The sequence below is a fragment of the Chryseobacterium subflavum genome (genome assembly GCF_055762745.1).
Genome location: NZ_JBVTMR010000002.1, coordinates 497043 through 518316, shown reverse-complemented (window position 1 = coordinate 518316; position 21274 = coordinate 497043). Strand labels below are relative to the sequence as shown.

Sequence of the window (21274 nt, the reverse complement as noted above, 5' to 3'; positions counted from 1 at the left end):
ATGAAAAAGAATGTATTAAGAATTACTGCAATCTTAGGTTTAACAACAGTTTTACTTAATTCTTGCGGACCGAAAGAAAATGCACCTCTGGTATATTTCCCGGATATGTATTTCCCGGTAGCATATGATCCATTGATGAAGGCTAAAGATGCTTATTCAGATCATGACAATGAAATTCCAGCGTTTGTTAAAAATAGCTATGCAACAGGACTTGCTCCAGTAGAAGGGAGTGTTGCTCAAAATAAAGACGGAATTTTTGAAGAAGGATTACTTCCTAAAAATGCAGATGAATATAATGCAGGATATGATGCATCAAAAAAGTTGACGACTTCTCCTCTAAATCCAGCTAATGCAGCTAAAGATATAGAAAGAGGAAAAATGTTGTTCGACCATACTTGTGCGGCATGTCACGGAACAGGAGGTGATGGACAAGGACCAATCGTACAAAGCGGTGCTTTCTCAGGTGTACCTAACTATGCTGATAGAGAAATTACTGTGGGATCTGTTCATTATGTATTAACAAACGGTAGAAATGCGATGGGGTCTTATGCAGGACAATTGAATGCAGGAGACAGATGGAGAGTAGCAATGTATGTGATGAGTGCTTTCAAAAAAGGAGCAGCAGCACCTGCGGCAGCTACAGCTACAGCAGCGGCACCAGCAACTGAAACGACTACCGAAACTAAAAAATAAGAAAAGAAATGTATACTTTTTCACCAAAATTAAAATCAATTTCTATAATACTGCTTGTTGTAGGTTTAGTTCTATTTGGTATTGGTTTTTTCTTGAATAAAGGAATCAGCACAGAGAAAATTGAACAGATGATGGAAGCTGTTCATGCTTCAGGTCACAATGCTCCTACACATTCAAGTGAAATGGTAGGACCTCAGGACCACGCTGCCCATTTGGAACACGCAGAATTGCAGGTTCACAACCAGCCGTTGGCATCACTACACTTTGTAGCTGTATTTTTCTTCGGAGTAAGTTGTGCAGTATTATTTTTCTACTGTATTCAGCATGCAGCTCACGCAGGTTGGCCAATTATCATTACAAGAGTAATGGAAGCTATTGCTTCTTATATTCCATACGGGGGAGCTATTTTGATCATCCTTATGCTATTAAACATTTCTCACAATGGTCACCTTTTCCATTGGATGGATCCGGAGTTAACAAACCCTGATTCTCCGCACTTTGATGTGATCTTATTCGAGAAAAAAAGATTCTTAAATATCCCTTTCTATGCATTCAGAACGTTCTTGTATGTAATCGGAGCATCATTCTTCGCATGGAAATTAAAAGCTGTTTCAAAGAAAGTAGATGAAACTAAATCAAGAATCGACTACCAAATGCTTTACAGATGGGCAGTAGGATATATTGTATTCTTTGGATTCTGTTCAGCTGCATGGGCTTGGGATTGGTTGATGTCTATTGACCCTCACTGGTATTCTACAATGTATATCTGGTATTCTATGGTTAGCTGCCTGTCTAGTGGTATTGCAGTAATCATCCTAATCAGTGTATACCTTAAGAAGAACGGTTTCTTACCACAGTTCAATGATAACCACTTACACGATCTTGGAGTATTCCTTTTCGCAACAAGTATGCTTTGGACATATACATGGTTTGCACAGTTCATGCTTTACTGGTATGCCAACGTACCGGAAGAGGTTAATTACTTCTTTGGAAGATTCCAACACTACTCACCTACTTTCCTTCCAATGTTGATCATTAACTTCTTATTACCTTTATTGGTATTAGTAAGCAGCAGTATCAAGAGAAACTATAAAGTAGTTACTACAATGGCAGTAGTTGTAATCCTTGGACACATTCTAGATTACTTCAATATGGTAATGCCGGGAACAGTAGGACCATACTGGAATACTCCTGAAGTATTCATCCTGATCTTAGGATCTATCCTATTCATTGTTGGGTTATTTATGTTTACTGTAATGACTGCATTATCTAAACTTAAATTGATTCCTACAGGAAACCCATTCTTACATGAATCTGAAATTTATGAGTATCCTTTCTAAGGACTTGTAACAAAATAAAAACTATAAAAGACTGATTATTAAATAATCAGTCTTTTTTTATGATTATAATTGATGTATCAGGCAACTATTTTCAAAATCCGGTGTCTTTATATATGAATACAAACCATTAAACAGCTTTTATTATGAAGGAAAATTATGTATTACAGATCATATTCCTGCTCATCTTTAGTTTCATGCATTCACAGACGATAACTTTTGTTTCTGAAAAGGACAATAGACCCTTGCCAAAAGTATCTGTCTTTGGAAAAGATGGAAGCATCCTAGCCTATTCAGATATTGATGGTAAAATAGACAAAAAAGCATTGGATCCCTCTCAGGAAAAATTTCAATTGGTTTACGACAATTTTTCCGTAGCAACACTATCCTACACAGAAATTGACCACGACATTATAAAACTCAATGATCGGATAAAGGAAATTGAGACAGTCGTGATCAAAAATAATAAACCGGCTAAATACATTTTCATCAAAGGAAATTTCAACTCTTATGTTACGGTTAATAATAAGCTTAATGCATATGCGGATGGAATAATTACCTATATTTTTGACAATAAAAGTAAAAAGCTGAAAAGTACAAATGTTCAGCAGTACAGAATCTATCGTCTGGAAGATCCTAAAAATGAAAAAAAACAAACTTCATCATGGGATTATGGGAACTCGCTGAATCTTCCTAAGCTTAAGCACTTGGGAAATCCAGAAGATTATAAAACAAAAATTACTGAAATAAAAGAATTAAAAGGAGACAGGAAAGACCAGATCGAAATTTCCGGCGGTGTTTTACAGGAGAAAGAATTCGCATTTCTTGGATTCCGGTTTTATGATATCAGGACAATCCTTAATCTCACATTTGAAAAGGGATCATCAAAAGGTTTAAGAGATTTTCTAGAATACAATGAGCGCACCTTTGTTAAATTAAAACATAAAAGTGAGCCAGATTACAATCAAATCATAGTGTATTCTAATTTCTATCCAACCGAATTCAGCTTCGAAAATGATAACGATACCAATAAAGTAAGATTTGATAAAGATAACAGCAATTACAAAATATCTTTTTGGCAGGACGCCTCATTTCCAAATATGCAAAGCATTTTCAGCTCATTCTTTAAAGGAGATCTAAAAGAACAGCCTAACAAATACAACCCATAGAACAGGATGATTTGATACTACAATCAGCTAAAATGAAGAAGAAATAAAAAATAAAAATTTCTATTCATAAAGGTTTTACTAAATTTGTATCAAACTCAATTAAAATGAAAAAGTTTTCTCTTCTACTTATTTTTAGTTTATTGCTTTTTACAGCATGCAAGAAAGATCATGTAGATGCTACGAGTACAAAAACTTTACAGTCAAGTATCAATGACATGGCTTCAAGTCTGTCTACCATTAAACAAATCAAGTTTAATGAGGCGCTTTATATCCTTAAAACCTTTGGTGTAGATGCTGATGGTGACATCAATGAGGTAAAAGCTCTTGGTAAGTTGATCGACGGAAAAAAAGTTCCTGAAATTATGGCAATGGCAGATGAAGTTGCTCAAAAAAATAATATCGAATGGGCAAGTACCGCTCCTCCGTCATTAGGAGAAATGAATATCTTCGGTGACGAAAAAGCAAAAGAGACAGATCCCAATGATGTAAAAGCAAATTCATTAAGTATTATAACGAGACCATCAGCTGACGATGGAAACGGAGCCACTGCTATACAAATTATCCCAAAGCTTGTGGATAACGCCGGTAATCCTGTTACTTTTACAGGAGCTGGATTAGAAACAACCCTGGAAGTTTTCAGTAATGGAGTAAAGCTCTCTACCGCTAAAAATCTAATGACTGATAACAACTTTAAAGGTTTCAATTTAAAGTTTTCATCTCTTCTCGCTTCAAAAGTTGTGGACAATAAAATAGATATCACGGTGTCTGTTAAGACAACTGCAAAAACATTCAAAATGTCTAAAATAGGACTTGAAGTTAACCCTTCAGCTTTGAAAGTTCCGGCTCCTCCTAAAACAGATTCTACAGTAGTAAATCAGGATCCTAATGCTGTAATTGATCCAAATAATCCTACAGGAACAGCACCTGTTTCTACAGATCCGTCTGCATCAACATCTCCGGCAACTCCTAAACAACCTGCTGCAGATCCAAAAAATACAGTAAGTAAATTCCTAAATAATGTAAGTTCGCAAAATCTTAAAGCTGCTTTTGATGCTTCAAACAATCCAAGTTGGGGAAGCTATGAATCATTTTCAAATCCTACTTCCGGATTTGGATCTGTAAAAAATGTAAGTGTAAAAAACATTACAACCAATGCTACAAACGCAAACAGCTCTAGTGTGAATGCAACTTATGATGTTACCGATAAGAATGGAAAAACCACTTCTCTAAAAGTAACTTTCGGACTTAAAAATGTAAATGGTGACTGGAAAATTTCCAGCTACAAAATAAACCCATAAATGGCCTCAAAGGAATTAATTAAGCAACTGGAAAATACCATTGAAAATGTTCCTGACTTTCCTATTCCGGGAATACAGTTTAAAGACATTTCACCAATTTTTCTAAATCCAAAGTTATATGAAGACGTTATTGAAGATCTTGTGAAATTCAGTAAAGGAAAAATAGATGCTGTTTGTGGAATTGAAAGCCGTGGTTATCTTTTTGGGATTGCTATTGCTGTAGCCCTTGAAGTTCCATTTATCCTGATCAGGAAAAAGGGAAAGCTACCCCCTCCTATTGTTTCTGAAAAATATGATCTGGAATATGGAAGTGCAGAGATTGAAACCCGTGAAGGTCAGATCAAAAAAGGACAGCGAGTCCTCATCCATGATGATTTGCTTGCAACAGGTGGTACAACAGAAGCAGCAGCAAAATTGGTAGAGAAACAAAGTGCAACAGTAGCCCAGTTCAGCTTTTTATCTGTTTTGAAAGATTTAAAAGGCGATGAAAAACTACGTAAATTCAATGCGGAAATCTATCATATATTAGAATACTAAAATATCATACTGTCAGAATCAAAAACCTGTAATGGAAAACCTGAGAGCACATTTCGAAGAAATAATTGATTTGACTGATGATGAATTTGCTTACATTCTTTCTCACTTTACAATAAAAAAATTAAAAAAACATCAGTTCCTCATTCAAAAAGACGATTCTGTTAATCACACATATTGGGTGAAAAAAGGATTATTGAAAGCTTCCTATACTGATGAAAAAGAAAAGGAACACATTATACAGTTTGCGATGGAAAATTGGTGGATCACAGATTATCAAGCTTATTTCACCCATACAAAAGCCATATTTAACGTAGACTGCCTCGAAAATACAGAGCTCCTTTGTTTATCTTATGAAAACCGGGAAAAACTGTGTAAAGAAATGCAAAAAGTAGAGCATTTTTTCAGAAAAAAAGCCAACAGTGGATTTGTTGCTCTTCAAAAACGAATGATTTCGCTTTTATCCGATAATATAAAGGAGCGTTATGAAGTTCTCCTTGCACAATACCCTGATCTTTTTCAAAGGGTTTCGAAAACAATAATTGCCTCTTACATTGGAGTTTCAAGAGAATCCCTAAGTCGTCTGGGTTCTAAATAGTGAGATTCGTCACAAAATATTTGTGAGAATCATCCTTTTACATTTCGCCATATACATCCATTTTTGTATTAAAGTTTACTAAAAAATAGATGTTATTATGTACAAATTAAAAAAAATAGTTTTCTTATGTTTGTTTATAACAAACGTGGTGGCTTATAGTCAGGAAACAACCAGCAAAGTTCAGATGAGTATCTTTGCTGAAAATCCGCAACAATGGACCGGAATTGCCATTTCCAAAACTAATCGTGTTTTTGTCAATTTCCCAAGATGGTCTCCGGAAACACCGGTTTCTGTTGCAGAAATTATTGACGGGAAGACCATCCCTTTTCCTAATCCGCATTGGAACAATTGGACAGAAAATACATCAAACAATAATCAGTTTATTTGTGTTCAAAGTATGTATGTAGATAGTAAAGACTTACTTTGGGTTTTGGATACAGGCTATGAGCTTTTGACCGATACCACAAAAGGCGCCCGCCTATTTTGCTTTGATCTTAAAAATAATACCCTCATCCACAATTACTTTTTACCTGCCGAGAAAATAACAAGCAAAGCTTACTTAAATGATTTTAGAATAGACCATAAAAATCACATTGCTTATTTTACAGATTCACAGGTCGGTGGTATTGTCATGTTCGATCTAAACACCACCGAAGTACGAAGAGTTCTTGTCAATCATTACTCTACCTTAACCGAAGTAGATAAGATTATAATAGAAGGTTACGAAAGGAAACACCCGGTGCATTCGGACGGAATAGAACTTGATGCACCGAGCGGATATTTATATTTTTGCTCATTGATGGGTAAAAATGTCTACAGGATACCGGTTGCATATTTATTAGATAAAAATATTTCTGATACCGAATTGGGAACAAAGGTGGAAAAGTATGCGCAAACCGGAGCCAATGATGGGATTATATTCAACAAGAAAGGAGAACTTTTTCTAAGTAGTTTAGAGAAAAATGCAATCAGTAAAATAAATAAACAAGGTGTTTTTACCGAAATAATAAAAGATGAAGCTATAAAATGGCCTGATTCATTTGCTTTTGACAACCAAAGGAATCTCTACTTTACAACTTCTCAAATACACTTACCTAAAGAAAAAAGAAGCACTTACAAAATATTTAAATTGAAGTTTTAAAAACAAAGCCCAGAATCTTTTGACATTTAAGGCCACAAAAACTAATATTCATAATTTATATTTTGTAAATCATTCAGAAACAATTAAATTTGCAATTCAATTTTTAAGAATTTATGGCAAAACTTGCAAAGAATGCTCAGAAAGAGCAAGAAGGTAAAGAAACAGTGGAATTTTTTAAAGATCTTGACAGAGAGGCTTTGAATACAGAAAGATTCCTTGAAAAGTACTCAAAACCATTAGGTATTGTTTTTGGGGCTTTGATTTTAGGAGTTTTAGGATTTTTCGCCTATAAGCAATTTGTTGTTGCTCCTCAAAATGCCGAAGCAGTAAAGACATTCCTTGCCGCTCAGAAAAACCTTACCGAAGGTAAAGATAAAGAAGCTTTAGGAGGTAAATCTGCTGCTAATCCAGGTTTTATTGGAACTTATAATGATTTTTCTTCTACAGATATCGGTAAGCTTGCAGGATATAATGCCGGTTTGTTAAAATTCAAAGAAGGAAAATTTCAAGAAGCATATGATCTTTTGGATCAGTTTTCTTCTGATAATAAAACATTGATGGCTATGAAGTATGGTGCCATGGCTGATGCTAAATCCGGTCTTAATAAAAATGATGAAGCTTTAGCATTATTAGACAAGGCAGCAACAGCATCTTCAGATCCTTATACTTCTTACTACTTTACAAGAAAAGCAGGTATTGTTGCATTAGGATTAAAGAAAAATGCAGATGCAAAAAAATACTTCTCAACTATTGACGAGAAATATCAGGACTACGATAACGGAATGTCTGATTCTTATATTGAAATGACTAAATATTATTAAAAATGGCAACAGTTAATCTTTCCGATTACAAGCCACTTCATATAACCAATGCCGAAGATTTTTCTATCGGCATTGTTTTTTCTGAGTGGAATGACTTTGTAACTTACAATCTTCGTGATGCAGCTTTAGAAATCCTTGAAAAAGAAGGAGTAAAAACAGAAAATATAAAGTTGTTTTCGGTGCCGGGAGCCTTCGAGTTAAATTATGCAAGTATGCAGCTTTGCAAAGAAAGAAAATTCGATGCTGTGATTGCAATAGGATGTATTATCCGTGGAGAAACTCCACACTTCGACTTTGTATCTTCTGCGGTAGCCCAGGGAATTAAAGATTGTAATATTTTAACAGATACCCCAACCATCTTTTGTGTTCTTACCGATGACACCAAAGAGCAATCGATTGCGCGAAGCGGTGGAGATTTGGGAAATAAGGGCGTAGAAGCAGCCGTTACAGCCTTAAGAATGATAGATTTCAAAAAGAATTTATCAGATAAAAAAGGGAACATTGGCTTTGGCCATTCTTAGCATATCTCTTTTCTTAGAGAATATAAAGGGACATCAAATGATAGTCCCTTTTTCTGTACCTAGGTTTAGGGACCAATTTGAGGCTACAGCTTATAGAGAATTCAACTTAAGAATAATTTAATTTATTATAAAAAATACAACAAACTACCTGTTTTTATTTTTTCTCTTGAAAAACTGTGCATAAAAACTATCTTTGTAAAAGTTAACATATATCTAATCTGAATGTATTCGCAAAAAATAAAACCATTTTTATACTTAGGATTCTTTTATCTTATCGTATCACTGATCATTAGGATAGTGTTTTTTTTCCATCCAATAACTACAGCAAGCTTTGGCTTTTTTGAAGTCCTTAAAGTTTTAGTAGTTGGTGTGGCTAATGATGTTTTTGTGTTTATACTGGCTAGTACATTTCTGGCGCTTTACTTTTTATTTCTTTCAGATTCAAAATACAAAAATCCTTACGGACAAATCATATTGGGAGCTTTAGTGCTCCTTTTTTTCTACATACTTTTTATTCCTAATAATATTTTCAAACAATATGGCGGTTCTATAGCAGAAATTACACTTGCTTTTATTGGAGTAAAGATCCTTTGCTTTGCATTAATGCTTTTTTTTCCTTCCAAAAGGATTAAAATCAGAAATATCCTCTATTTTATCACATTATTTATATATGTACTGCTCATCATATTTAATGCAGTAAGTGAATATTTCTTTTATAATGAATTTGGATTACGATATAATTTTATTGCCGTAGATTATCTCATATATACTAATGAAGTGATCGGAAATATAATGGAAAGCTACCCTGTCCTTCCTCTCTTTCTGATTATTTTTGCACTTACATCTGCAGTTACATGGTTTATCTTTAAAAAGACCAAAGATGAACTTAAGGAGCTTCCTGACTTCAAGCAAAAACTGGTTTTATTAGCGTCTTTCATAATACTTGCCGGAATCAGCTTATTCTCTCTTACATTCACAACCCAAATCAAATCCTCAAATGTATTTGCAGAAGAAATCGAAGCCAATGGTTTCCCGAAATTTTACTGGGCATTTACCCATAATGAATTGGATTACTTTCAGTTTTATCCGCATATAGATCAAAAAACAGCAGAACATAATTTTTTAAGCCAATACCCTGAACCTGCCCTTACAAGAAATATTACATCCGACCAACCGGAACTTAAAAAGAACGTGGTTCTTATATCCATCGAAAGCTTATCTGCAGATTTTATGCAGCATTATGGAAATGATCAGAAAATAACTCCTTTCCTGGATAGTCTGGCTGACCGATCCATGATGTTTACCAATTTGTATGCAACAGGAAACAGAACAGTTCGGGGCCTCGAAGCCTTAACCCTTTGTATCCCGCCAACAGCCGGAGAAAGCATCATAAAAAGAGAAAATAATAAAAACAAATTTACAACAGGAAATATCTTTAAATCAAAAGGATATGATGTAAAATTCCTGTATGGAGGCTACAGCTATTTTGATAATATGCAGGATTTCTTTGCCGGAAATGGATACGGAATTGTTGACAGAAATAATTTCAAGCCGGAAGAAATAACCTTTGCCAACGTTTGGGGAGTCGCTGATGAAGATATGGCGAAAAAAGCCATTCAGGTAATGAATGCAGAGTCAAAATCCGGAAAACCATTTTTTAACCATTGGATGACTGTTTCCAATCACAGACCTTTCACTTATCCGGGCGGAAGAATAGATATCCCCGGAGATGCAAAATCAAGAGAAGGAGGTGTAAAATATACAGATTACTCCCTTCGCAAGTTTTTCGAGATGGCAAAAAAACAAGATTGGTACAAAAACACCGTTTTCGTTATTGTAGCTGACCACTGTGCTTCAAGTGCAGGAAGTACGGAATTACCTATGGACAAATACAGAATTCCCGCAATGGTTTTTTCAGAAGATTTTATCCATCCTGTAAAATTTGATAAGCTTATGTCACAAATAGATCTTATGCCAACTGTTTTGGGATTACTCAACTTCAGCTATCAATCGAAGTTCCTGGGCCAGGATGTTCTCAAAAAAGAATTTCAGCCTAAAGCATATATTGCCACTTATCAGGATCTGGGTTTTGTAAAAGACGGATATTTAACGGTAATTTCTCCTGTTAAAAAGATAAAGCAATATTCCCTTTCCCAAAAGAAGGATAAACTTACTCCGGAATTTAGCATTTATTATGATGAAAATCCTTTAAAAAAGCCGGATCAAAAAATTGTTGACGATGCAATTTCCGCCTATCAGTCGACTTCATATTGGCTAAAAACAAACCAGCTTAATCGCTAATGTATTGTAGATATCAATATAGTAAATACATAAGAGGATTTTATAGTCCTCTTATTTTATTTTCAGCATTAAATCTTTAAATTTACATACACAAAAAAATTACTATGAAATGGACAGACGATAGAGGAGGGAACGTTGAAGACCGCCGAGGTTCCGGAGGGAGCGGTGGTATGATCGTTGGAGGAGGATTAGGAACATTAATTATTGCAGCCATTGTTTTCTTCTTAGGCGGGGATCCTTCCAGCATATTAAGTTCAGGGAGCAACATGTCATCACCTACCCAAACAGAGCAAAGGGAGCTAAATGCCAATGAAAAGAAAATTGGAGAAATGGTAGATATGATGAGTGGCTGGAATAACCTTACATGGAATCAGATTTTCAAGGAAAATGGAATGACCTATACACCTCCGAAAATTGTTCTTTTCGAAGAAACAACACAATCAGGTTGTGGTACGGCTCAAGCAGCAATGGGACCATTCTATTGCCCCGCAGATCAGAAAGTATACATGGATATGAGCTTCTTTAACGAGTTGCAACAAAGGTTCGGTGCTAAAGTAACAGAATTTACTATAGCCTATGTACTTGCCCATGAAGTCGGGCACCACGTACAGACTTTGTTAGGAACCACTCAAAAAGTAGATGCACTGAGAAGAAGTGGAAGATATTCGGAAGCGGATATGAACAGAGTATCAGTCGCTACTGAATTGCAGGCCGATTTTTACGCAGGAGTCTGGGCGAAAAACATAGATCAGGAAAGGCATATTCTGGAACCGGGAGATATCGATTCTGCGATAGAAGCTGCTCAGGCTGTTGGTGACGACAATATTCAAAAAAGGTCCCAGGGATATGTTAATCAGGAAAGTTTTACTCATGGATCATCTGCCCAACGTAAGGAATGGTTTATGAAAGGTTATAATACCGGGGATATCAGACAAGGAGATACATTTAATCAACTTTTAAAGTAACAACTATACTCTAAAAAACAGCCTGAAGAAAATTCTTCAGGCTGTTTTTTTATTGCAGTTCGATTGGATTACTATTTTTCTTTGCATCGTCCTTAACTCTCTCCTCCATTCTTTTTCGGAAATCGGCAGGATTTCCACCTCCATTCCCTCTAGGTCCGGATATTCCTCCTCCAATTCTGGTTTGGGCAAAACCTCCTCCGCCCTGTGTCATGAACGATGCCGGATCTGCATAGAACTTTTTCTGCTGTTTGATATAATCTGCCCTTTTAACCTTAATGGTATTTCCAAACTGATTCATCGTAGGGAAAGCAGCGATTTTATAATTCTTCATCAAATCAAAAGAGTAATCACCAAGATCATCCTCTACTTTTATAATAAGGCCTGGAAGTCCGCTGAATTTATAAGGTCCATCCTGATATGGAAGATCTGTAGTAAACCAGGCTGTCCATTTTCTTCCCCCAAAATCGGTCTCTGCCTTTTGAACCTTATAGTCTCCTATTTTTGTGGTCTCAGATAATATTTTCCAGTTTAACGGCCTGTCCTCTTCATATGAATACATATCACGGCCTAACCGGTCTTTAAAATAGATCTTTTGATCCTTTTTATCTTTCTCAATTGTATAGTTGATATTACTCCGTAAGCTTTCCATTTGATCTCTGTTAAAGCCTCTCGCTCCACCACTTTGGAAAGTATTTTGTATAATAGAATCTCTTTTTATCCTGTTTTCTGAATAAAAAACAGATTTATCCTGTGAGATATCCAAATAAGCATTCTCTGTTTTTACATCATTTTTATTTGTAGCATCAGATTTCATAGTTACCTGATATACAAAACGGTTCACCTGTGCAAAGGTTATTTGCATACATAGTATTAAAACTATGATTCCTATTTTTTTCATTTATTTTATATTTTTATTGTAATTCGATCGGATTTTGGCTTCCTGTATTAAAGGATGTATTTCCAGAGCCGAAACTTTGTGCAGGAAGGTCACTGTTCCCCCCATTCATTCCCGTTCCTCCACGACGCATTCCTCCTCCTCTCATTCCGTCTCTTCCACCACCATTCATTCCTCCCTGATGTCTGCCTGCCTCAAAACCTTGCATACCACCGTTATTTCCTCCGTTTATACTTCTTTTGTTTTTACTAAGCTCCAATTCCAACGCCGCTTTATCTCCATGGAAATTGACCCTTGAAGTTTTTCTCGCATCAGAATCCATAGGCTCTTCAAAAGGGTTCTTTACAACAACTTTTTTTATGAGATCAAATTTATAATCTCCTTTATCATCTTCAAGCTTTACAATCAATCCTGGTAACCCCGAAAATTTATAAGGTCCATCAGAAACATTGATGTCTTTCGTAAACCACGCTGTCCAGGTTCTTCCAGCAAAGCTGGCAGTTGCCTTTTGTGACGAATAGCCATTCTGTTTTTCGACATCATTTGTTACATTCCATTGTATAGGTCTGTCCTCCTGATAATAAATCTGCTTCCCTCCTACTCTGTCGTAATAATATACTTTTTGATCCGGAATATCTTTAAGAATATAATAATCAAAAAAAGACTGTTCCCCCGATTTTCCTATTCCTAATTTTGAAAAATCTTTACCCTCTTTTTTATTACTTATCCTTTCATCCCGTTTAAAGTTTGACACAAGAGAGTCCCTTACTAATTTATGTTCACTTATGAATAACGATTGACTGCCTTTGATATCGAGGAAAGTCCTTTCAGTCTTCAGCCCTACCAGGTTAATTGAATCCGGATTTACAGCTGTTTCATAAATATAACGTGTCGTCTGTCCATAAGACATAGACAATAGAAACAACACAAAAAAGACCGGTAATTTATTTTTCATAATAGTTCTTTATAGATAAAAAATACTGTCTAAAGTTAAATCGGACCAGAATCACTAATTTTGCCGCAGAAAATTTATCCATTTTTAATAGCAGTGATCATATGTATAATGATCCTCTTGTGATTAGAATTATTAAAATAGATATCTTCAATTTGAGATTGCGGAAATTAGTTCGTATTTTTGCAAGATTAAATCATTCTAAATAAATACAATGATAACAGTATCAGATCAAGCGAAGTTAAAAGCCATCCAACTAATGACGGAAGAAGGCTTTGACCCTGCTGAAGATTATATAAGAGTGGGGGTAAAAAGTGGAGGATGTTCTGGTTTGGAGTATGTTTTAAAATTTGATAACGAAAAAACAGAAACAGATCAGATTATTGAAAATAACGATGTTAAGATTGTTGTGGACAAAAAATCTATCCTCTATTTAGCGGGTACAATTCTTGAATATTCAGGAGGTTTGAATGGAAAAGGATTTGTTTTTAACAATCCGAATGCATCCAGAACATGTGGTTGTGGAGAAAGTTTTTCTCTATAGAGAAAAGACATTAGATGCTGGATATCAGATAAAAGACCTGTTCTTCAATCTGAAATCTAACATCTGAAATCTAAAAAAAAATAATGAGTAAATATACAGAAGACGATTTACGCGTCGATTTAGAAAATAAAAAGTATGAATTCGGTTGGGAAACCAAGATCGATTATGAAGATTTCCCAATTGGTTTAGATGAAAATATCATCCGTGCCATTTCTGCTAAAAAAGAAGAACCGGAATGGATGACAGAATGGCGTTTGGAATCTTTCAGAATATGGCTTAAAATGGTAGAACCTACCTGGGCAAATATTAAGTATGAGAAACCAGATTTCCAAGCTATCCGTTATTATGCTGCTCCAAAGAAAAATCCTGAGCTAGCAAGCCTAGATGAGGTGGATCCTGAGCTTCTCAAAACATTTGAAAAGCTAGGTATCAATATCGAAGAGCAAAAAAGACTTTCGGGAGTTGCGGTAGATATCGTCATCGATTCTATTTCTGTAAAAACAACTTTTCAGGAAACCCTGGCAGAAAAAGGAATTATTTTCTGCTCTATTTCCGAAGCGATAAAAAATCACCCACACCTGGTGAAAAAATATCTTGGAAAAGTAGTTCCAAGAGGAGATAATTTTTATTCTGCATTAAACTCCGCGGTTTTTTCTGACGGAAGTTTCTGCTATATTCCAAAAGGTGTAAGATGCCCGATGGAGCTTTCTACTTACTTCCGTATCAATCAGGCTGGAACAGGACAGTTCGAAAGAACCCTTGTTATTGCGGATGAAGGAAGTTATGTTTCTTATCTTGAAGGATGTACAGCTCCTTCCAGAGATGAAAATCAGCTCCATGCAGCTGTTGTGGAATTAATAGCAATGGACAATGCAGAAATTAAATATTCAACTGTTCAGAACTGGTATCCGGGTAACGAAGAAGGCAAGGGAGGTGTATTCAATTTTGTGACTAAAAGAGGACTTTGCGAAAAAAATGCAAAAATCTCATGGACGCAGGTTGAAACCGGGTCTGCAGTAACATGGAAGTATCCTTCTTGTATTTTAAAAGGAGATGGCTCAATAGGTGAGTTTTACTCCATTGCGGTGACCAATAATCACCAGTATGCTGATACAGGAACTAAAATGATCCACATCGGAAAGAATACGAAATCAACGATTATTTCCAAGGGTATTTCAGCAGGAAAATCTCAGAACTCATATAGAGGGCAGGTAAAAGTAATGCCTTCTGCAAAAGGAGCAAGAAACTTTTCACAGTGTGATTCATTACTGATGGGTAATGAGTGCGGTGCGCATACTTTCCCATATATTGAGATCAAAGACCCGACTGCACAGCTGGAACATGAAGCTACTACTTCAAAAATTGGGGAAGATCAGATCTTCTATTGCAATCAGAGAGGTATTGATACAGAAAGGGCTATTGCTTTGATTGTAAATGGGTTCAGTAAGGAAGTTTTAAATAAACTTCCAATGGAGTTTGCTATTGAAGCCCAGAAATTATTAGAGATATCATTAGAAGGTTCGGTAGGGTAATTATGAAGGAAACTACGGAAAGATTGATTTTAAGAAAACCTGAAAAAGACGATTTTGAAAGATTTTTTGAAATTAATAATGATCCGCAGACTAATTTATATAATCCAAATGGACCAATGAGTCTTGAAAAGGCTACAAGTACATTTAATAGGATGCTGGAACACTGGGAACAAAATAATTTTGGAGCCTGGGCTGTTTCAGAAAAAGAAAATCCGGAAAAAATCATTGGTTTTGGAGGGTTAAGCTATAAAATGTATGGTGAGACAGAAAAATTAAATCTGGGATATCGCTTTGCTCCCGAAGCTTGGGGAAAAGGATATGCAACAGAATTTTCAAAAAAGACAATAGACTTCGGTTTTAGTGATTTAAATGAAAAGGAAATTTTTGGTGTTGTCCGTCCTAACAATATAGCTTCCATCAAAGTATTGGAGAAAGCAGGAATGGAGCAGACAGGAAAACTTAATGATGTCCCGGATCAGCCGGAAAGTTTAGTATATAGAATTCAAAAATAATTTGTTTAAGCAAATAAAATGTTAGAAATAAAAAACTTACACGCCAGAATTGAAGATGGCGCACAAATTTTAAAAGGTATCAATCTTGAAATAAAACCAGGTGAAGTCCATGCTATTATGGGGCCTAACGGAGCAGGAAAATCTACCCTTTCTTCTATTATCGCAGGAAAAGAAGATTATGAGGTTACAGAAGGTGAAATTATTTTTGAGGGCGAAAACATCAATGAGGATGCTCCTGAAGAAAGAGCGCACAAAGGAATATTCCTTTCTTTTCAGTATCCGGTAGAAATTCCTGGAGTTTCTGTTACTAACTTTATTAAAGCTGCTTTAAACGAAAACAGAAAAGCAAACGGACTCGAAGAAATGCCGGCAAAAGAAATGCTTGCTATGATTCGTGAAAAGTCTGAAAAACTTGGAATTAAAAAAGATTTCCTTTCAAGATCATTAAACGAAGGATTTTCGGGAGGTGAAAAGAAGAGAAATGAGATCTTTCAGATGATGATGCTTAATCCAAAATTAGCTATTCTTGATGAGACAGATTCAGGATTGGATATTGATGCTTTAAGAATCGTTGCAGATGGAGTAAATTACTTTAAAAACGAAGGAAATGCAGTTCTTTTGATTACCCACTATCAAAGATTGCTTAATTATATCCAACCGGACTTTGTTCATGTACTGGCTAACGGTAAAATTATAAAGACTGGTGACAAATCTCTTGCTTTAGAATTGGAAGCAAAAGGTTACGATTGGCTTCTTAACTAATTAGATAAGAAGAAATATTTTTAGTACCGATTTTATCAATCATTACTAAAAGTCAAGCGGAAAAACCGCAAATGGTAATACAATTTTTAAATACATAAAAAAGGTGTGATGGCCGAAATTTCAGTAATGGCTTTATACGATCAAATTATTGACAACCACGATGAGTTTTTGGAAAGTCTTCGTCACAGATTTCTGGATGAAGATAGAAAGTCAGCTCTTCGGGCGTTCGAAAGTATTGGTTTTCCAACCAAAAAAGACGAAGAATATAAATATACCAACCTAAAAGAGATCACGGAAAAAAACTATAATTTTTTCCCTAAAGAAGGTCACAATATTACTAAAGAACAATTGGAGCAATTGCATCTTGGTGAAGAAAATTTTGACTGGATTGTTTTTGTGAATGGTAAACTTCATAAAGAATTATCAAAAGTTTCTATTGAGAATGTAGAGTTTTTGTCCTTCAACTATGCTTTGAATGATGAAAAACATAAAGAAGTATTTGATAAATACTTTAATACAATTGCTGCAGAAAAATCAGCTTTCACGGACCTGAATCTTGCTTATTGCAAATACGGGTTCTTCCTGAAAGTTCCTAAAAATGTAGTTATTGAAAAACCTATCCACGTTTTCTATCTTTCACAAAATCAAGAAGAAAACACCTTCTACAACACAAGAAACCTGCTTATCGTAGAAGACGGAGCAAAAGTGGAAATTATTGAAAGTCACCATAATTTTGATGATACTTTTGTATTAACAAATTCAGTAACTGAAATTTTCACTTATCCCAATGCAAAAGCAGACTGGCATAAGCTTCAGAATGATAATGACACTTCTTATCTGATTGACAACACTTTTGCAAAACAGGAAAAAGATAGTTTAACAACTGTAAACACGTTTTCCTTTGGAGGAAAACTGGTAAGAAACAATCTCGATTTCATTCATAACGGACAGAATATCAATTCATTTATGAACGGGATTACGATTATCGGAAAAGATCAGTTGGTGGATCACCATACTGCAGTTCACCATAATCAGCCGAATTGTGAAAGTTATCAAAACTATAAAGGGATATTTAAAGATAAGGCACATGGTGTATTCAACGGAAAAGTTTTCGTTGATAAAATAGCTCAAAAAACCAATGCTTATCAGCAAAATAATAATGTTTTGCTAAGCGAGGGAGCAAGTATTGATACAAAGCCTCAATTGGAAATCTTTGCAGATGATGTAAAGTGTTCACATGGTTGTACTGTAGGTCAGCTGAATGACGACGCATTATTCTATCTGAGAGCAAGAGGAATCTCTAAAAAAGAAGCTCAGGCATTATTATTATATGCATTTGCCAATGATGCCATGCAAAACATTGATATTGAACCTTTAAAAGAAAAAATTTCCAGATTATTGGCTGAGAAATTAGAAGTAGACATTGAATTCTAAGAAAATAAATTGATACCAAAAAAGCACTTCGTATGAAGTGCTTTTTTTATTATGATATATAGTTTCTCTATTTCTTGATCCACCATTGATTATCTTTCCTGTCCGATCTCTTCACTCCATTATTCACAGTATAGGCAATACCAATTCCTAAAGTCTGTTTAAGCTGTGTCTTTTGGATTTGATTATGGTCATAGAGTACATCCACCGTAATATTGGAAGAAATATATTTGTTGATTTTTAAATTGACAACTGCTCCATAAGCGAGAACAAGTCTATCCGGATGATCTAGGTAATTTGAAAATACCGATGCAGTATTAGTCAGATTAATATTCTCCATAAGCTTAATTTTGTAGACAGCATTCCCTAAAAAACCAAATTGCAGAAGAGAACTGTCGCCATCTGCTTTTAAGCCATAATTCCCCGCTTTCTGAAGGTCAGGATCCAGAACAAACGTCCATCTTGCATTGACCGGGCGCAATGTTACCGTCAGATTATCATCTGGCCTGTAGGTAACCCCCAAACCCATGTTAAAGTATCCCGGAGCCATGAAATTAGAGATTTTCTTTGCTTCCGGGTTATTCCCGTCTTCATATCCTGTTGAAAACTGAGACTGTAAGCTTGCCCCGGAGGAAATATACCAGCTTTTAGAAAACTGTCTTCCATAGTTGGTAGAAATATTGAGAACATCCTGTGTCTTTCTTGTTCCCACTCCTTTTGTATTATTCTGTCCATAACCCATGATAATAATGTTTTCCCATAGGTCCTTATCTTTTTCATAAGTAAGATTATAATCGATACCTGCAAGCCAGCCAACATTGTTGGCTCCTCCACCAACCCAATTTGAAAAAGCGGCCTGATTGAACATTAATGTATTTTTACCTAAAACCGACCAATGTTTAACAGTGTCTACAACGATTGAATCCTTTTTTATGTCCTGAGCATTTACAAAAAACTGCATTGAAATACCGACAAGCAATAAAAACTTCTTCATATAATAAAAAATTTTTCAATTACAAAAGTATAAAATATAATTTGTGTGAACCCATAATTTATAAAGCAGGTAGCCTGTTTTGTTCACAAATTATCCTTTAACATACGAAAACCGAGCCACTTTCCAGCAATCAAATCTTTTATATTTTTTTAAAATTTAAATCTTGATAAAAATCATTACCTTTTGTCGTAAAAAAAACTTCGTATCTGGAAATCATCGCCAAAATTTCCGAAATTTATTATTGGCTTTTGATTTGACATTATCTCTTCATGTTTAAAAACGCAATTTCCAGAAAAGCTATCATAAATCCACTGCTGATGCTTTCAGCAATGTGGCTGGGGTACTTTTTACAGACACAGGGCTTTTTTCAAAGCTGTTTTGGAGCTATTATACCTCTGCTACCTGAAGGCTTGCTTGGAATAATTACGTCTCCCCTTCTGCATGGAAATATGGATCATATCATTAGCAATTCAATTCCGATCGCCGTATTGATGTTTCTTCTATATCAGTTTTACCCGTTAGTGGCTAATAAAGTATTTGTCATAGGCTGGCTTGCAACAGGTTTGCTGTTATGGTTACTTCCGCCCATAGATATTCTTACAGGAGAATATATGTACACATGTACAATTGGGGCGAGCGGTATTGTATACGTTCTAGCTTTTTTCCTCTTTTTCAGCGGGGTCTTCAAATGGAATATGAAGCTTCTCACCATTTCTTTACTGGTCGTACTTTATTATGGCAGTTTAGTTTGGGGAATGTTTCCGGAGGAACTATTTTACAATCTTCAGGAACCGAGTAAAATATCTTGGCAAGCCCATCTATCGGGAGCTGTTGTAGGAAGTATTATTGCATTTGCATTTAAAAACATAGGAGAAAAAAAGAAAAGATATATCTGGGAATTCCCCAATTATTATAGCGAAAAAGATGACAAACTTTGGCAGGAATATAAAGAAAATCACCCTGAAGACTTTTTAGAACTGCCGTACAAAAAAAGAGATGATATCTGGGATCATTTGGATGAATTAAGAAAAAAATAAAACTTAATTCGTTACATTTGGATAAAAAGCACACATGATATCCGAAGAACATCTTTATTCAATCGCATTACGCGAATGTAACCTCATTGGTGACATTAACCTTTCTAAACTCACAAAAGCATTCGGGAGCGCTAAAAATGCCTGGGAACAAGCCAAAAAAGAATATAAAAAGCTGGATGGATTTGGTCACAAAATCGTATCAGATATTGGCAATTTGTCTCATTTACACTTCGCAGAAAAAGAATTAAAATTTTGCGAGCGTAACGGTATTCAGATCAGGTTAAAACATCTGAAAGAACTTCCTTATTTACTCCATGAATGTGAAGACGCTCCTGCTATTTTATACCAAAAAGGAACCTACAATGAAAACTTACAACCATTAAGTATTGTGGGTACACGTACTATCACATCATATGGGAAACAATTTATAAGTGACTTTTTTCATGAAGCCCAATCCTACAATTTTGTTTCGGTCAGTGGCCTGGCTTTGGGAGCAGATAAGGAAGTCCATGAACAGTCTCTGCATCATAAAATCCCTACGATTGGTGTTCTAGCTCATGGCTTCCATACTTTATATCCGGCCAAAAATAAAAAACTAGCTGACAGAATAATTAATGAAGGAGGGGCTCTTTTTACAGAATTTAATTCTTCCAGGAAACCCGACAGAGAAAATTTCATCCAGAGAAACAGGATTATTGCGGGTTTTTCTCCTGCTACAATTGTGGTAGAAACTGCTTTTGGGGGAGGATCTGTAAGTACAGCAACTTTTGCAAACGGCTACAACAGGGATGTTTTTGCTCTCCCGGGAAAAGTCACCGATCAACATAGCCAAGGTTGCAATCAGCTCATTTCTCAAAATAAAGCAGCAATAATTTCTACAATAAAAGACCTTATTTATACCCTAGGTTTTAACAAGCCGAAGGAAAAAATGGAAGAACTTTTTCCTTATTCTTCCACAAGCATACAACTAACTGATAATCAAAATATAATCTATAAATTTATTCTAAAGAATCCACAAATAAATTTAGATGATCTTGCCCAGCAAATTACGCTTCCGACACACAAAATTTTGCCCATAATTTTGGAATTAGAGCTTTTAGGGAAAGTGAAATCACTTTCCGGGAGACAATTTGTGGCAATTTGAAATTTAACTATTTCTTAATATTGCATTATTTCACAAATAACATTTAATTTTTAATAAAATTTAACTACTAATTATTAATTTAATAATATTTTC

General features: G+C 35.3%; 21 protein-coding genes. 18 read left to right on the top strand and 3 right to left on the bottom strand.

The window, feature by feature from the left end:
* From AC0INN_RS11740 to ypfJ, 11 genes are all read left to right on the top strand, one after another.
* Nucleotides 1-693 carry a c-type cytochrome gene (locus AC0INN_RS11740; protein WP_172282010.1) on the top strand — a complete coding sequence of 231 codons (693 nt, stop codon included), beginning with the start codon at nt 1-3 and terminating at the stop codon, nt 691-693.
* An 8-nt stretch (nt 694-701) separates the two neighbouring features.
* On the top strand, nt 702-2033 hold the full coding sequence (locus AC0INN_RS11735) for a quinol:cytochrome C oxidoreductase (protein WP_172282008.1): 1332 nt from the start codon (nt 702-704) through the stop codon (nt 2031-2033).
* Between the two features lie 143 nt (nt 2034-2176).
* On the top strand, nt 2177-3199 hold the full coding sequence (locus AC0INN_RS11730) for a hypothetical protein (protein ID WP_273650359.1): 1023 nt from the start codon (nt 2177-2179) through the stop codon (nt 3197-3199).
* A 104-nt stretch (nt 3200-3303) separates the two neighbouring features.
* The gene (locus AC0INN_RS11725; RefSeq protein ID WP_172282004.1) at nt 3304-4497 is read left to right on the top strand and encodes a hypothetical protein; all 1194 of its coding nucleotides are present in this window, start codon (nt 3304-3306) and stop codon (nt 4495-4497) included.
* Nucleotides 4498-5034 carry an adenine phosphoribosyltransferase gene (locus AC0INN_RS11720; protein ID WP_273650358.1) on the top strand — a complete coding sequence of 179 codons (537 nt, stop codon included), beginning with the start codon at nt 4498-4500 and terminating at the stop codon, nt 5032-5034. It abuts the gene before it with no gap.
* A 31-nt stretch (nt 5035-5065) separates the two neighbouring features.
* Nucleotides 5066-5629, top strand: coding sequence for a Crp/Fnr family transcriptional regulator (locus AC0INN_RS11715; RefSeq protein ID WP_172282000.1), 564 nt, complete (start codon nt 5066-5068; stop codon nt 5627-5629).
* 97 nt (nt 5630-5726) lie between these two features.
* The gene (locus AC0INN_RS11710) at nt 5727-6770 is read left to right on the top strand and encodes an SMP-30/gluconolactonase/LRE family protein (protein ID WP_306613323.1); all 1044 of its coding nucleotides are present in this window, start codon (nt 5727-5729) and stop codon (nt 6768-6770) included.
* A gap of 113 nt (nt 6771-6883) precedes the next feature.
* Nucleotides 6884-7591, top strand: a complete 708-nt coding sequence (locus AC0INN_RS11705) for a YfgM family protein (protein WP_172281996.1) — start codon at nt 6884-6886, stop codon at nt 7589-7591.
* A gap of 2 nt (nt 7592-7593) precedes the next feature.
* Entirely contained in the window at nt 7594-8112 is a 519-nt protein-coding gene (gene ribH / locus AC0INN_RS11700) for a 6,7-dimethyl-8-ribityllumazine synthase (RefSeq protein ID WP_172281994.1), read from the top strand.
* 222 nt (nt 8113-8334) lie between these two features.
* Nucleotides 8335-10413 (top strand): LTA synthase family protein, encoded by a 2079-nt coding sequence (locus tag AC0INN_RS11695; protein ID WP_306613321.1) that lies wholly within the window; start codon nt 8335-8337, stop codon nt 10411-10413.
* Between the two features lie 104 nt (nt 10414-10517).
* Nucleotides 10518-11378, top strand: a complete 861-nt coding sequence (gene ypfJ, locus AC0INN_RS11690; RefSeq protein ID WP_273650355.1) for a KPN_02809 family neutral zinc metallopeptidase — start codon at nt 10518-10520, stop codon at nt 11376-11378.
* A 49-nt stretch (nt 11379-11427) separates the two neighbouring features.
* Here ypfJ and AC0INN_RS11685 read toward each other — a convergent pair whose 3' ends face one another.
* A complete protein-coding gene (locus AC0INN_RS11685) occupies nt 11428-12276 on the bottom strand; it encodes a GLPGLI family protein (protein WP_273650354.1) in 849 nt (282 codons plus the stop codon).
* A 13-nt stretch (nt 12277-12289) separates the two neighbouring features.
* On the bottom strand, nt 12290-13228 hold the full coding sequence (locus tag AC0INN_RS11680) for a GLPGLI family protein (protein ID WP_306613318.1): 939 nt from the start codon (nt 13226-13228) through the stop codon (nt 12290-12292).
* 211 nt (nt 13229-13439) lie between these two features.
* Here AC0INN_RS11680 and AC0INN_RS11675 point away from each other — a divergent pair, with 211 nt between their 5' ends.
* The 5 genes from AC0INN_RS11675 (at nt 13440) to sufD (ending at nt 18009) form a co-directional block, all read left to right on the top strand.
* On the top strand, nt 13440-13769 hold the full coding sequence (locus tag AC0INN_RS11675) for a HesB/IscA family protein (RefSeq protein ID WP_172281985.1): 330 nt from the start codon (nt 13440-13442) through the stop codon (nt 13767-13769).
* Nucleotides 13770-13852: 83 nt separating this feature from the next.
* Nucleotides 13853-15301 (top strand): Fe-S cluster assembly protein SufB, encoded by a 1449-nt coding sequence (sufB, locus tag AC0INN_RS11670; protein WP_306613316.1) that lies wholly within the window; start codon nt 13853-13855, stop codon nt 15299-15301.
* Nucleotides 15302-15303: 2 nt separating this feature from the next.
* Nucleotides 15304-15813, top strand: a complete 510-nt coding sequence (locus AC0INN_RS11665; protein ID WP_273650352.1) for a GNAT family N-acetyltransferase — start codon at nt 15304-15306, stop codon at nt 15811-15813.
* Between the two features lie 18 nt (nt 15814-15831).
* The gene (gene sufC / locus AC0INN_RS11660; RefSeq protein WP_172281980.1) at nt 15832-16575 is read left to right on the top strand and encodes a Fe-S cluster assembly ATPase SufC; all 744 of its coding nucleotides are present in this window, start codon (nt 15832-15834) and stop codon (nt 16573-16575) included.
* A gap of 126 nt (nt 16576-16701) precedes the next feature.
* Nucleotides 16702-18009, top strand: a complete 1308-nt coding sequence (sufD, locus tag AC0INN_RS11655) for a Fe-S cluster assembly protein SufD (protein ID WP_172282427.1) — start codon at nt 16702-16704, stop codon at nt 18007-18009.
* A gap of 67 nt (nt 18010-18076) precedes the next feature.
* On the opposite strand, the gene AC0INN_RS11650 is transcribed toward sufD, so the two are convergent.
* Nucleotides 18077-19000 (bottom strand): DUF3078 domain-containing protein, encoded by a 924-nt coding sequence (locus tag AC0INN_RS11650; RefSeq protein WP_273650351.1) that lies wholly within the window; start codon nt 18998-19000, stop codon nt 18077-18079.
* Nucleotides 19001-19269: 269 nt separating this feature from the next.
* On the opposite strand from AC0INN_RS11650, the gene AC0INN_RS11645 reads away from it, so the two are divergent.
* Complete coding sequence (locus AC0INN_RS11645) at nt 19270-20037, top strand: rhomboid family intramembrane serine protease (RefSeq protein ID WP_172281976.1); 768 nt, start codon at nt 19270-19272, stop codon at nt 20035-20037.
* Nucleotides 20038-20071: 34 nt separating this feature from the next.
* A complete protein-coding gene (dprA, locus tag AC0INN_RS11640; RefSeq protein WP_273650350.1) occupies nt 20072-21181 on the top strand; it encodes a DNA-processing protein DprA in 1110 nt (369 codons plus the stop codon).
* Nucleotides 21182-21274 lie beyond the last annotated feature (93 nt).

Coding starts and splice junctions, on each gene's coding strand:
- AC0INN_RS11740 (WP_172282010.1), top strand. CDS start 1: ATGAAAAAGAATGTATTAAGAATTACTGCAATCTTAGGTTTAACAACA.
- AC0INN_RS11735 (WP_172282008.1), top strand. CDS start 702: ATGTATACTTTTTCACCAAAATTAAAATCAATTTCTATAATACTGCTT.
- AC0INN_RS11730 (WP_273650359.1), top strand. CDS start 2,177: ATGAAGGAAAATTATGTATTACAGATCATATTCCTGCTCATCTTTAGT.
- AC0INN_RS11725 (WP_172282004.1), top strand. CDS start 3,304: ATGAAAAAGTTTTCTCTTCTACTTATTTTTAGTTTATTGCTTTTTACA.
- AC0INN_RS11720 (WP_273650358.1), top strand. CDS start 4,498: ATGGCCTCAAAGGAATTAATTAAGCAACTGGAAAATACCATTGAAAAT.
- AC0INN_RS11715 (WP_172282000.1), top strand. CDS start 5,066: ATGGAAAACCTGAGAGCACATTTCGAAGAAATAATTGATTTGACTGAT.
- AC0INN_RS11710 (WP_306613323.1), top strand. CDS start 5,727: ATGTACAAATTAAAAAAAATAGTTTTCTTATGTTTGTTTATAACAAAC.
- AC0INN_RS11705 (WP_172281996.1), top strand. CDS start 6,884: ATGGCAAAACTTGCAAAGAATGCTCAGAAAGAGCAAGAAGGTAAAGAA.
- ribH (WP_172281994.1), top strand. CDS start 7,594: ATGGCAACAGTTAATCTTTCCGATTACAAGCCACTTCATATAACCAAT.
- AC0INN_RS11695 (WP_306613321.1), top strand. CDS start 8,335: ATGTATTCGCAAAAAATAAAACCATTTTTATACTTAGGATTCTTTTAT.
- ypfJ (WP_273650355.1), top strand. CDS start 10,518: ATGAAATGGACAGACGATAGAGGAGGGAACGTTGAAGACCGCCGAGGT.
- AC0INN_RS11685 (WP_273650354.1), bottom strand. CDS start 12,276: ATGAAAAAAATAGGAATCATAGTTTTAATACTATGTATGCAAATAACC.
- AC0INN_RS11680 (WP_306613318.1), bottom strand. CDS start 13,228: ATGAAAAATAAATTACCGGTCTTTTTTGTGTTGTTTCTATTGTCTATG.
- AC0INN_RS11675 (WP_172281985.1), top strand. CDS start 13,440: ATGATAACAGTATCAGATCAAGCGAAGTTAAAAGCCATCCAACTAATG.
- sufB (WP_306613316.1), top strand. CDS start 13,853: ATGAGTAAATATACAGAAGACGATTTACGCGTCGATTTAGAAAATAAA.
- AC0INN_RS11665 (WP_273650352.1), top strand. CDS start 15,304: ATGAAGGAAACTACGGAAAGATTGATTTTAAGAAAACCTGAAAAAGAC.
- sufC (WP_172281980.1), top strand. CDS start 15,832: ATGTTAGAAATAAAAAACTTACACGCCAGAATTGAAGATGGCGCACAA.
- sufD (WP_172282427.1), top strand. CDS start 16,702: ATGGCTTTATACGATCAAATTATTGACAACCACGATGAGTTTTTGGAA.
- AC0INN_RS11650 (WP_273650351.1), bottom strand. CDS start 19,000: ATGAAGAAGTTTTTATTGCTTGTCGGTATTTCAATGCAGTTTTTTGTA.
- AC0INN_RS11645 (WP_172281976.1), top strand. CDS start 19,270: ATGTTTAAAAACGCAATTTCCAGAAAAGCTATCATAAATCCACTGCTG.
- dprA (WP_273650350.1), top strand. CDS start 20,072: ATGATATCCGAAGAACATCTTTATTCAATCGCATTACGCGAATGTAAC.